Raw genomic sequence first — 11,497 nt, 5'->3', positions numbered from 1 at the left:
ATTAGCGCATTTGCTATTTCGGGGTACTCATTTGCTATTTCGGCGTACTCATTTGTTATTTCGGCGTACTCATTTGCTATTTCGGAGTACTCATTTGCTATTTCGGAGTACTCATTTGCTATTTCGGAGTACTCATTTGTTATTTCGGCGATCGCATTTGCTATTTCGGAGTACTCATTTGCTATTTCGGGGTACTCATTTGTTATTACATCTGCTTATGCCCGCTACGCCTGTGGTCTACCCAAGTAAAAGCTGCTGTAAAATATAACTACCATTGCAAATTCGACAAAACGCTTGATAATGACACAAATCACGTTTAAAGTTCAAGCATTTTGGGATAAAGATGCTGAGGTTTGGGTTGCAACTAGCGAAGATGTGCCAGGTTTAGCAACAGAAGCTTCTAGTATGGAAATTCTCACGCAAAAGCTTCGAGTAATGATTCCCGAACTTATTGTTATAAATGGAATAATAGCCTCTGACTATGTAGGCTCAATTACTTTTGAGTTAATCAGCCATCGACAAGAGTTAATTCAGGTGGCTTGATAAATGGGTGCGTCTTTTACTCCTGAATTGAAAAAGATACTTACTGAAGCTGGTTGTTATTTTGAGCGACAAGGCAAGGAAGACCATGAAATTTGGTATAGTCCAATGTTAGATGAGTTTCAAAACCGAGATAAAAGTTTAGAACGTAAACCCAAGGTACTTGCTAGTTATAAGGTTACTAATAAAAGTTGATGTCTAGAGATTTTTCACGCGCACTTTGCCAGTTAATAAGTCTTGCATTAGTCCTTGTTTTTGGAGTCTGAGCTTGTTAAGGTGGGCTTCTTCTGTGCGGATGCGAGTATTTTGGTTGTCGATAATTTTAACTATTTGCTCCTGTTCTTTTAATTGTGGAAAAGCAACGGAAAGGGGATGTACAAAGTTTCTATTTAGAGTTGGACACGCAGTTGCAGAGTCTAAGCGTTCTAAACGCATCCATTGAATAAAAATACAAATAAATTTTGGATTATTCCCATGAAAATCCTTAACCCAAAGAGTTGTATCAGTAGGCCAATAGGGTTTTTCTATATAAAACGCTTCTCCCAAGTTCCCTTTACGTCCAGTAATTACTCCAGGTGGTTCCACCATAAATGTATCGTGATAACCTGTAATACCTGATGAGGCAACAATAGGAACTATACCAGGTCGAACTTCTTTGCTTGTGATATCAAAACCTCTCTGAAGAGTAACTTTATCTCCAAAAGTACAAAAATCCCAATCCTTCGGAATTAGTCCTAGCACCGAATCTTTGAACTGTTCAGGGTGCGCCTGTGGATCTCTCAATTTGCCATCGTCATCTAACCCGCGTGTGAGTAAGTCTTGCAGTAGTCCGGCTTTGGTTTGCTTAAGTTTTATAATAAGGGAAGATGTGCGTGCGATCGCTTCATCCACCGCATCCAAAATTTCAGCAATACGAGATTGTTCAGGTAAAGGAGGAAATCGAAAGAAAATTTTGCGAAATACTGACTGTTTAATTCCTAATACTGTTGAACCTGTTGATTTTTGTTCTAATCTTCGGCGAGATTCAGACCAATTTAGTAACCAAAATAAATAACCATCATCAAGTTCTTCAGGATTAGCACGAAGTGTAAGAAGACGTTGAGCTAAAGCAATTTTATAACTGGGAACTCTGGCAACATTTCCTAAAGGAGCCTCAGTTGTAAACAGAACATCTTCAGCTTTTGGAAGTCCGCGTCTCATCCAGATGTCATAATTTTTTTCATCAATATACTCATGCGGTTCTGGATCTAAATATCCATCACGAACATTTTTTGCAGTAATTAGAGGAATCCCGGAATTAGTTTTCTCTGGAGTTTTACCTCGATAATCAATAATTTGTTGAAGTTTATTATCTATGGAACATACTTCCCAATCCTTTGGAATCTTCCCAACAGGCGAATCTTTAAACTCCTCATTCTTAACCAAAACCTCACGCATACCCCACACCCTGCAAAAACTCACTCAACCAGCTTTCAGGGTAGCTTTTCAAAACCAGCCTGAACAAAATGCTTGTCAAAACTTAAAGCTGTAGAAATTCCCAACTGTTTCATTACCACAAACGAAACACAATCAGTTAGTGAATAAGACTTATCATCATACTGCTGGAATAATCGCCAAGCCTCAAAAAACAGCACTTCATCAACATGAATAAACTGAACTGATGGGCTACTTAGCAAGCGATTACCAACTTCAACAGCTTTAGCATGACGATTTCGACTATTAAAAAAGGTAACTATCTCATCAAAAACATAAGATGTAGTTACCAATCGAGGTAATTTCTGAATAAAACTTTGCCAATGTTTTAATGTCACATCGTGATTAATATCATCAGATGTTTCTAAGGCAATGATATAACTCGTATCTAAAAAAACACTAGTCATTCACCAGAACCGTAAATATAAACATCAGTTTGTTCAGAAGCATCAGTAACACCACAAGATATAGGGTTCATTCCCATCTCAAAAATTGGATCGCTTTTAATAGTTGTGATTACTACAATTAAATTATTTTCCTTGCGAATTTCTACCTCTTGAACTCCCTCTAGAAACTCTTTAGGAATCACCACGCCTTGTTCTGTTACTTTGACTTTCATTAGCTATTAATCCTATCAATACTATATATCAAGCATATCCCAGTTAATAAAATTAAACTGTAGGGTGCGTTATCGCTGTCTTCGTAACGCACCTTAAATTGTTAGTGGTGCGTTAGCCTTCGGCATAACACACCCTACTTCAAGTATTAAATATACCCCAACCGTTGCAAAAACTCATTTAACTTCTTCGCTGCTGCATCCCGTTCTGTCTCAATATCCTGCAACGTTACGCAATACTTATCCACCCAATTCTTGAGTGTCCTCATCATCAAATTGTCCCGGTAAATCCAACGCAATCAACAAAGCTTTATTGAGTTGTGCAATTACTGTATCTGAAATAGTTCCCCGCAGACGCAACAAACGAAATTTCGATAATACCCGCACCTGGTCAGCCATAGCAATAGAATCTCTATCTAAACCTCCATCTGGTGCTTGAATTAACACCTGAGTTGGAAAAACTCGCTTTGTCGTGCGATATGTCGTACAGGGAACTGCTAAAACTACGCGCGCAGCTTCCAAACGCTTCACCAATTCATTCTTTAAAGTCTTTAACTCTGCCTTCGCTTCCTTCAACTGTTTAACAATTTCCTTATAGGGTTCCAATTGCGCTTCTATCTCGGCAATTTTGGCTTCATTTTCTTGAATAAAAACCTCAAGTTCCGCAATTTTATCTTTATTTAATAAAGGTGCTTTCTTTAGAACCTTGAGTTCTTTCTTCGGCTCTTTAATCGAATTTTTTATATACTTTAAGTCTGTCTCTAAATTCTTGACAACATTAACCGCTTCTGATTCTTCACCTTCCTCAGCATCACTCTCAGCTTCCTCACCCTGCTCAAAAGCTTCTTTTTGCTGTTCCAATTCCGCAATTTTCGCCTCAGCCTCAGCAATATCTTGTAAATAATCTGGCATCAACCGCCCCACCAATTTATGATTTAGAGGGTCAAATTTTGCCTGCTTTTTCTTCTCATCCTCATCTTGTTCTAAAGCATCTTTAATCGTATCTACCCAACTATCAACTAAACCCCCAAAATCTGACTCTGATAAAGTTCTCAGTTCATACCTCTGTTCATTCCACCAACTAGCAACTACACCCGCCACTTTAAAGCGGTCAAGTAATCCTACAGCTTTTAAACTATCAACAAAAGAACTCAAAAACTCAGCGCGGAGTTCCATCACTTTTTTAGTTTTAGGCAACTCACTCAAACTAGGCGCGTGTACTTGCCACCAAGCAGCAAACACACTATAAAGTTTGCCTTCTTGTTGCTGTACGCCAGCATCAGCTTCGATAAAAGTTTTAATTTGCGATCGTTCAGTAATTGTAGAAATAAAATTAAGATAATCAGTCATCTATGCAAAAATCTGCTGTAAATTTAAAACAAAACCAGGGAGAACATCCTCACCCGATAAACTTGTAGGAGCTTGTAAAACTTCTGGTGCTTGATTAGAACGATAAATTATTACTTGTTTATCTTTAGGATTAATTAACCAACCAAGTTTTAAACCATTGGCTAAATATTCCTGCATCTTAGCTTTAGTATCTTCCACATCATCAGTTTCAGAAACTAATTCCACTGCAAAATCAGGACACAAAGGAAGAAACTTCTTTCTTTGTTCTGGTGTAAGAGCATCCCATCTTTCTATCCTTACCCAAGAAGCATCAGGTGAACGAGTTGCACCATTTGGTAGTTTAAACCCAGTAGAAGAATCAAACGCTTTTCCGAAATTATTTTGATTGCTCCAAAACCATATTTGACCTAATAAATCAAAATTACGGTTTCCGGTTTCTCCACCAGTAGGTGCCATGATAATTAATTCCCCTTCAGCAGTTAACTCTAGCCGTAATTCTTTATTCACAGCTACAATTTGTGCAAATTCCTCATCAGTAAATTGCAGATTAGGAGGTAATTGTAAAGTTAAAGCTGTCATAATTAATTGCGCTCCACAAAAATCCTAGTTGCATCAAACCCATGCGCGGCTAATAGATTTGACTTAGCCTCTACCTCTACTTTAGGAATTCCCCCTAACAAATGCGCCCGTACATCGTGCGGTTCTGGGGGTGGTGCATTGTCAGCATAGCGGCGGATATTGCAGTTGTAATCGTTGTCTTTTAATTCTTCCTTAGTTACTACTGCCGAATATCCGGGTAAAAACACAAAATTTTCAAACACCCAGGAAATTTTTTCAATATGCTCAGGACGCAAATAATTTTGAGCGCGACCTGCATAATATTCAGCATCAGCATTAATAAACAAAACTTTTCCCTGGCGTTCTACAGGTTTCGCCCCTTGTGGACACATCACCAAAATACAGGCGGGGATACCTGTACCATAAAACAAATTGGGTGGTAAACCTATCACCGCTTCTAATTGGTCATTTTTAATAAAACTTTCCCGAATTCTCTTTTCTTCTCCACCGCGAAACAATACCCCATGCGGCATTACCGTCGCCATCATCCCATCAGTTTTGAGAACAGCTAACATGTGTTGGGCAAACATTAAATCTGCTTTTTTACCCGTTTCAGGACAATAACCATGTGTAAAGCGTCCAGGGAATTGCATTCCCTCACGGCTATAGTTTTGCGAAAACGGCGGATTGCTGATTACTCTGTCAAAGCGGATCAGTTCACCATCAGCAATATGCAAAGGATTAAAGAGAGTATCGTCATTGTGTATATCTGCATCTCTAATGCCGTGCAACAGCATATTAATTTTGCAAATTGCCCATACACCGCCGTTATTATCCTGACCGTATAATGCTAAATTTCTGGCATCACGACCGCATTCTTCTACATATTGCTTGGACTGAATTAACATTCCCCCAGAACCACAACAGGGATCGTAAACTGACATCCCAGGTTGGGGTTTTAACAGGCGCACCATCAGCTGCACCACCTCACGCGGCGTATAAAACTCGCCCCCTTTTTTTCCGGCTGAATCTGCAAATTCTTTAATCAGGTACTCGTAAGCCGCACCCAGTAAATCAGGAAATACAAAATCCTCATTTCGCAAACGATATTTATTGAAGTGTTTAATCAGTTCGCGCAACTTGACATCAGGAATCCGACTTCTACCAACTTGACGGTTAAAGTCAATATGTCCCAGCACTCCCGTCAATGCTTGGTTACTTTCCTCAAGTGCTGCCAAAGCCTTATTTAATCCATCAGCTACGTTTTTATGTAGCTCATCACGAATATATGCCCATCGCGCTTTTTCTGGTACAAAAAAAGTTTCTTTGTAACTGATAGGGCTTTCTGCCCTGATTTTTGCCTCTTCTGGTGTCCGTCCCCGTTGCAGATTCTGCTGCAAAACCTGCTCGTACTGCTGCTCAAACACATCTGAGGCGCGTTTTAAAAAAAGCATCCCGAAGATGTATTCTTTAAACTCCGAAGCGTCCATCTTGCCGCGCAGAATATCCGCAGCAGAAAAAAGATGACGTTCTAGTTGCGGCAGTGTAAGTTTGCCCATAGTAGATGCGGAGATTGCGACACTAATGCTTTGCCAGTATATCTTTTGTTGAGAGACACTCCAATACACTTTCAAATTGCTGGCTATACGCTCGTATATGGTATCCAACCATACTGGTATTACAGGTTGGCCTGCTTTTATTTGGGCGTAGACGCAAGGCGGCTTGCCGTTAGGCATCGCTTGTTCTAATTCAAATTCTACAAGTTCGAGCGATCGCACTCTCAACTAGAAGGTAAAATGCGCTGGTCGGAAATGCTCAAAAGCGATGCCGAATTAATAGCAGCGAAAGCACAGCAATTTGGCAATACGGACAATAATTTGTCACTATACAGCAACAAAAGCGGGCGATGGGACTCGAACCCACGACGTTCACCTTGGGAAGGTGACATTCTACCACTGAATTACACCCGCAAATACCTATCAGCTCAGACAAAGCTAGCAGATATTATAGCACTACTTAATTAATCTCAAATTTAAGAAGCCGATTTTTCGCTAGCAGGAGGTAGATTAATGACTTCATGCTCGTTAGTAGAGTGACGCGATCGCTTCTTGCCAAACCCATAACGCAATGTATTCATAATCCAGTTTTGCAAGTCATCAATATAAGTAAATATCACCGGTACTACCACCAAGGTCAGCAGCGTAGAAGTTGTAAAACCACCCATGATGGCAATTCCCATTGGTTGGCGGACTTCAGAACCCGCGCCAATTCCCAACGCTAAAGGCAGAGTCCCGGCAATTGTTGCCAGAGAAGTCATCATAATTGGGCGCAAACGCGACACACCAGCTTCTATCAAAGCATGACGCTGGGATTTGCCCTCTTGCATATTGATAATTGTATAGTCCACCAAGAGAATCGAGTTTTTAGTGACAATCCCCAACAGCAATACGATGCCAATTAAAGCATAAATTCCCAAGGGTTTTTGGGCAACCATTAATGCTATGAGTGCGCCGCCCAAACAAAATGGCAATGCCGCCATAATCGACAAGGGATGCAGGAAATTATTATACAGCAAGACGAGAATTGCATAGATGCACATGACTGCTAATGCTAGTGCGCCGCCAAAGCGACTGAAAATGTCTTGCATAATTTTGGCACTGCCGGAAGGTTGCTGTGCTACCTCTGGCGGTAAGTTTTGCAATGCAGGTAGATTGTTAATTGCTTGTACTGCCTCTCCCAAAGAAATACCTTGCAAGTTAGCTTCGACAGCAACTTGACGGGCGCGATCGTAGCGATTAATAGTTGCAGGGCCGCTGCCAAAGCGAATATCTGCAACGGCTACTAGGGGAACCAAGCTACCATTTTGACTGGGAACTTGGAGATTTTTCAAGTTATTGATATCTGCACGCGCTTGCGGGTCGATTTGGACGCGGATCGGAATTTGCCGATCGCTTAAATTAAACTTGGCTAAATTTGCATCGTTATCGCCGATAGTCGCAAGGGAGGCAGTACGGGCGATCGCTTGCACTGTCACGCCCAAATCTGCCGCCCGTTGGGGATTGGGAATCACTACTATTTCTGGTTTGGCTAAACTGGCAGTAGAAGAAACTTCCACTAATCCAGATACACCTCGCATTTGCTTTTCTAGGGCATTAGCAACTTGATTTAACGCTTGCGGATTTTCACTTCTCAGGACTATTGATAAACCCTTGCGACTATCCCCCGGACTTTGACTTTGAAAACTGATTCTCGCTCCTGGTATTTTTTCAAATAAAGGACGTACTTGTTCCTCGAATTGTTTTTGGGAAATGTTGCGTTCTTCCTTGGGTTTGAGTTGCACGGCGAGGGTAGCAGAATTTATCTCTTCTGTCGCTAGTACGCTTTCAACTACTGGATTTTTCAGAATGAAATCTGTTGTTTGGCTGGCAACTTTGTTGACATCTTCCAAGGTGGAACCGGGGGGTAGTTCGATAGAAATACTAGAAAGACCAAAATCCCCATCATCAACAAAACCCTTGGGAATCAAGGGAATTAGCATCAAACTAGCAATGAAGAAAGCCAAAGCGATCGCCATTGCAATTAATTTATAGCGTAATGCTGACTGTAACAGTAATTTATAGGGCTGAAAGCGGCGCTGGCTAAATTTTGGATGTTGAACGTTAGATTTGACATCAAACAGCTTCCCCAATCTCATCTTTGCTTGGCTGGCACTAGTTTGTTGCTTTTCTTTCAACAGATATGCACCCATCATCGGTGTAATCATCCGCGCCACCATAGTTGAAAAAATCGTGGAAACGGCAACGGTAACGCCAAATGGTTGGAAAAACTGTCCGGGAACGCCACCCATAAAAGCAACGGGTAAAAACACAGCAATAATCGTCGCAGAAGAAGCCATGACTGCTAATCCCACTTCGTCAGAAGACTCAAAAGCAGCTTGCCAAGCTGATTTACCCATTGCCATATGCCGTTCCATGTTTTCAATTTCCACAACGGCATCATCAACTAAGTTACCTACTGCCAATGCTAATGCCAGCAAAGTCATGTTGTTGAGGGTGTAACCCAAGGCTTGCTGCACGGCGAAGGTGGGAATCATCGATAAGGGTAGAGCGACAGCGGTGATTAATGTGGCTCGCCAGTCGCGTAAAAATACTAAAATAACGAGGACTGCCAGGACTGAGGCTTGAATTAATTCATCAATGGTGCTTTCGTAAGATTGGCGAACAACGTCAGCTCTAGTAAAAATTAAATCTAGTTTCACATCTGAAGGAAGCGTTTTTTGCAGTTGGGCGACTGCTGCTTTTACTCCTTCTTCCACTGTCACCATGACGCTGCCAGTGCTACGCAACACTTGGAAGGCTACCACAGGCTGCTTGTTCAAGCGGGCGGACTGGCGGACATCGGCAAACTTATCTTCAACGGTTCCCAAACTCGATAAAGGTACAGAACCACCCTCTGGCAAGAGGATTTCGTAAGTTTGCAAAACATTCACACTACTGGCACTACCAAGGGTACGGATAGTTTGTTCGCTACCGCCGACTTCGGCGCGTCCCCCAGGTAAGTTAATATTCAAAGCGCGGATTTGGTCGTTTACTTGGGTGGCAGTAATGCCCAAGGATTGTAACCTATTGGGGTCGAGGTTAATCCGGATTTCTCTGTCAACTCCACCCACCCGTTTAATTTGTGCCACTCCCTTGACTGCTAACAAGGCACGGCTGATGGTTTGGTCTACAAGATTGCTTAATTCTTCTACAGAACGGCGGTCGGATTTGACTGCGTAGGTAATTACCGGGCCGCCAGCAAAATCCAGACGTTGCACAATCGGATCGTTGATGTCTTGGGGTAGGCTTTGGCGAATTTGGGCGATCGCATTTCGCACATCATTAGTGGCGCGATCGCTATTTATCCCTAAAACAAAGTTAATAGTTGTTTTAGAACTGCCATCGCTAACTGTGGAAATCATATTATCAATGTTGCCTAAGCCAGCGACAGCATCTTCAATTTTTTTCGTCACTTGGGATTCGAGTTCCGCAGGCCCCGCCCCTGGTTGAGTTACTGTGATTGAAACTGCGGGTACATCAATATTGGGGTTCGTATCGATTCCCAAAGATATGAAGGAGAACCAACCCACCACTGTCAAAATTAAAAATAAAACTATTGTGGGAACAGGTTTTTTAATCGACCAAGCCGAGATGTTAAAAGACATCAGAAGTATGAAATATGAAGGATGAAGAATGAAGGATGAATTTTAGACTTCATCCTTTTGGCTGATAACTCGAACTTTGTCACCATCTTTGAGATAGCCAGCACCGTCAACTACGACGCGTAAGGCATCGCTTAACTGCAAACCTTTAATTTCTACCCTGTCCCCATCGATAGGTTCTCCTACCTCTACTGTTTGGGTGCGTACTATGTTTTCACCAGATAAAACGAATAAAATTGCACTTCCATCTGGTTGGGGTTGTACTGCTTTTTGCGGTACTGTCATTCCGAGGGTGGTGTTGACGGTAATTGCAGCCCTAGCAAACATTCCTGGTTTGAGCAAATCTGTCGGCGGCAAGTCAATTTTTACCGTGGCTTCACGCCTTTTATCGTTCACCAGTGGTTGTATCTCTTTGACTCGTCCCTGCAACTGCACGCGGTTATCGATATCGGAAGTAATTTGCACGGATGCACCAACTTCTACTTGGGGCAGTTGAATTTCGGGAACCTTGGCTTGAAGTTCCAGCCTGCGATCGCGAATAATAGAAAATAGCTTTTGCGTCCCACCAATGATAGTTCCTACCTGAGTTTGCGGTGGCACGCCAGTTACATCTCCGACTCTTGCTAATTTCTCTGCCACAATTCCTGAAACCGGGGCGCGGACTACGGTTTGACTCAGTTGAGCTTGTAGTTGTTGTAACCTCGCCACACTACTGCGGACATCAGCTTTGGCTTTGTTTATACTAGCTTCCGCACTATTAGAATTCGCTTGACCGCTACCGACATTTGCTTTCGCACTCCGAACATTTTCTTGGGCTAGCCGCACAACTTCTCTGGCAGTTTTTACTGTATAGAAGCGAGTATCGAGTTCTTGCTGGCTAATAGCCCCTGCCTTCGCAAGCTTGCGATAGCGTTGGAAATTCTTTTGAGCTTCTTCTAACCTGGCTTGAGTTTGAGCTAAATCTGCTTGGTTTTGTTGGACTATTGCTTGATTGGATGCCGTAATAGCTAACTTTGATGCTCGGTCTGCTAATTTCGCTGCTACATCTGCTTGCTTTGATTCTACATCTGCCTTGGCTTGATTAATTTGTGCTTGCAGGATGGAATCATCTAGTATTGCCAACACTTGACCTTTTTTGACAAAAGTTCCTTCTTTGATATCTTCGGGGATGATTTTAATTTGTAAGCCGTTTGCTTGAGGCAGAACCGGAATCAAATCGCGGGCTGCTATGGTTCCCGTAGTATTGAAGGTACGAGTCACACGAGTCTTTTCTACCGAAGCAATGGTGACAGTCATCGCCGGGTTAACTTTTGGTGCTGTTTTATTAGCTACAGCTGTTTGTTGACGAGCGGGAAGATAACTTAATATACCCATACTGCCTAAGGCGATCGCTATTCCTAAGCCAGTACCTGCAAACAACGGCATCAGCCAAGGGCGGGGTTGTCTAGCATCAGGTTTGCTAACAAAGATATCTTCCTCAGCTATTACAGGTTCTTCCGCCTCGACCTCTGAAAAACTTTCGTTGTCCACAGTTACACCTCCACTTTCCGAATCATGCAATACCATTATTGGTGTTTAAAAAAGGTTGAAATTTATTAGGCATGTTAAATATGACTCATGTTTTAGCATTTGGACTGAAATAATCCCCAGTATAATAACCTTAAAAAAAATTATTATTTTATTCTTATGCTTAAAAATAATTCAGTGTTTATACGTAAAAATAGCTATTTTTCTCATCCCTCTTATCTGAGTCACACACC

The 11,497-nt window shown here is 41.9% G+C and carries 9 protein-coding genes, 1 tRNA gene and 1 pseudogene; 2 read left to right on the top strand and 9 right to left on the bottom strand.

Translation table 11 applies throughout. The features are described from left to right. Positions 1-300: 300 nt before the first annotated feature. Positions 301-543 (top strand): DUF1902 domain-containing protein, encoded by a 243-nt coding sequence (locus I8752_RS02865; RefSeq protein ID WP_214430823.1) that lies wholly within the window; start codon positions 301-303, stop codon positions 541-543. A gap of 3 nt (positions 544-546) precedes the next feature. Continuing rightward, entirely contained in the window at positions 547-735 is a 189-nt protein-coding gene (locus I8752_RS37135) for a type II toxin-antitoxin system HicA family toxin (RefSeq protein ID WP_225895403.1), read from the top strand. Positions 736-738: 3 nt separating this feature from the next. Here I8752_RS37135 and I8752_RS02855 read toward each other — a convergent pair whose 3' ends face one another. The 9 genes and pseudogenes from I8752_RS02855 to I8752_RS02815 all read right to left on the bottom strand — a co-directional run bounded on the left by I8752_RS02855 (position 739) and on the right by I8752_RS02815 (position 11,267). Then, the gene (locus I8752_RS02855) at positions 739-1,977 is read right to left on the bottom strand and encodes a restriction endonuclease subunit S (protein ID WP_214430822.1); all 1,239 of its coding nucleotides are present in this window, start codon (positions 1,975-1,977) and stop codon (positions 739-741) included. A gap of 35 nt (positions 1,978-2,012) precedes the next feature. Next, positions 2,013-2,420 carry a type II toxin-antitoxin system VapC family toxin gene (locus tag I8752_RS02850; RefSeq protein WP_214430821.1) on the bottom strand — a complete coding sequence of 136 codons (408 nt, stop codon included), beginning with the start codon at positions 2,418-2,420 and terminating at the stop codon, positions 2,013-2,015. Then, complete coding sequence (locus I8752_RS02845; protein ID WP_214430820.1) at positions 2,417-2,632, bottom strand: AbrB/MazE/SpoVT family DNA-binding domain-containing protein; 216 nt, start codon at positions 2,630-2,632, stop codon at positions 2,417-2,419. The genes I8752_RS02850 and I8752_RS02845 overlap by 4 nt, the downstream gene beginning before the upstream one ends. A 237-nt stretch (positions 2,633-2,869) precedes the next feature. Beyond that, positions 2,870-3,136: pseudogene (locus I8752_RS37130) on the bottom strand (type II toxin-antitoxin system PemK/MazF family toxin); the annotation flags it as partial. A gap of 843 nt (positions 3,137-3,979) precedes the next feature. Beyond that, a complete protein-coding gene (locus tag I8752_RS02835) occupies positions 3,980-4,558 on the bottom strand; it encodes a Uma2 family endonuclease (protein WP_214430819.1) in 579 nt (192 codons plus the stop codon). 2 nt (positions 4,559-4,560) lie between these two features. Then, a complete protein-coding gene (locus tag I8752_RS02830; protein WP_318780806.1) occupies positions 4,561-6,315 on the bottom strand; it encodes a type I restriction-modification system subunit M in 1,755 nt (584 codons plus the stop codon). A 120-nt stretch (positions 6,316-6,435) separates the two neighbouring features. Next, a tRNA-Gly gene (locus tag I8752_RS02825) sits at positions 6,436-6,507 on the bottom strand. Positions 6,508-6,569: 62 nt separating this feature from the next. Further along, complete coding sequence (locus I8752_RS02820) at positions 6,570-9,740, bottom strand: efflux RND transporter permease subunit (RefSeq protein ID WP_214430818.1); 3,171 nt, start codon at positions 9,738-9,740, stop codon at positions 6,570-6,572. Positions 9,741-9,782: 42 nt separating this feature from the next. Further along, entirely contained in the window at positions 9,783-11,267 is a 1,485-nt protein-coding gene (locus tag I8752_RS02815) for an efflux RND transporter periplasmic adaptor subunit (protein ID WP_214430817.1), read from the bottom strand. Positions 11,268-11,497: the final 230 nt, after the last annotated feature.

The sequence above is a fragment of the Dendronalium phyllosphericum CENA369 genome, from assembly GCF_016056275.1.
Taxonomy (GTDB): Bacteria; Cyanobacteriota; Cyanobacteriia; order Cyanobacteriales; family Nostocaceae; genus Dendronalium; species Dendronalium phyllosphericum.
This window is presented reverse-complemented; position numbering and strand designations above follow the sequence as displayed.

Excerpts from the sequence above, each read along its gene's own strand:
- I8752_RS02850 (WP_214430821.1), bottom strand. The coding sequence starts at position 2,420 with ATGACTAGTGTTTTTTTAGATACGAGTTATATCATTGCCTTAGAAACA.
- I8752_RS02820 (WP_214430818.1), bottom strand. The coding sequence starts at position 9,740 with ATGTCTTTTAACATCTCGGCTTGGTCGATTAAAAAACCTGTTCCCACA.
- I8752_RS02845 (WP_214430820.1), bottom strand. The coding sequence starts at position 2,632 with ATGAAAGTCAAAGTAACAGAACAAGGCGTGGTGATTCCTAAAGAGTTT.
- I8752_RS02865 (WP_214430823.1), top strand. The coding sequence starts at position 301 with ATGACACAAATCACGTTTAAAGTTCAAGCATTTTGGGATAAAGATGCT.
- I8752_RS02835 (WP_214430819.1), bottom strand. The coding sequence starts at position 4,558 with ATGACAGCTTTAACTTTACAATTACCTCCTAATCTGCAATTTACTGAT.
- I8752_RS37135 (WP_225895403.1), top strand. The coding sequence starts at position 547 with ATGGGTGCGTCTTTTACTCCTGAATTGAAAAAGATACTTACTGAAGCT.
- I8752_RS02855 (WP_214430822.1), bottom strand. The coding sequence starts at position 1,977 with ATGCGTGAGGTTTTGGTTAAGAATGAGGAGTTTAAAGATTCGCCTGTT.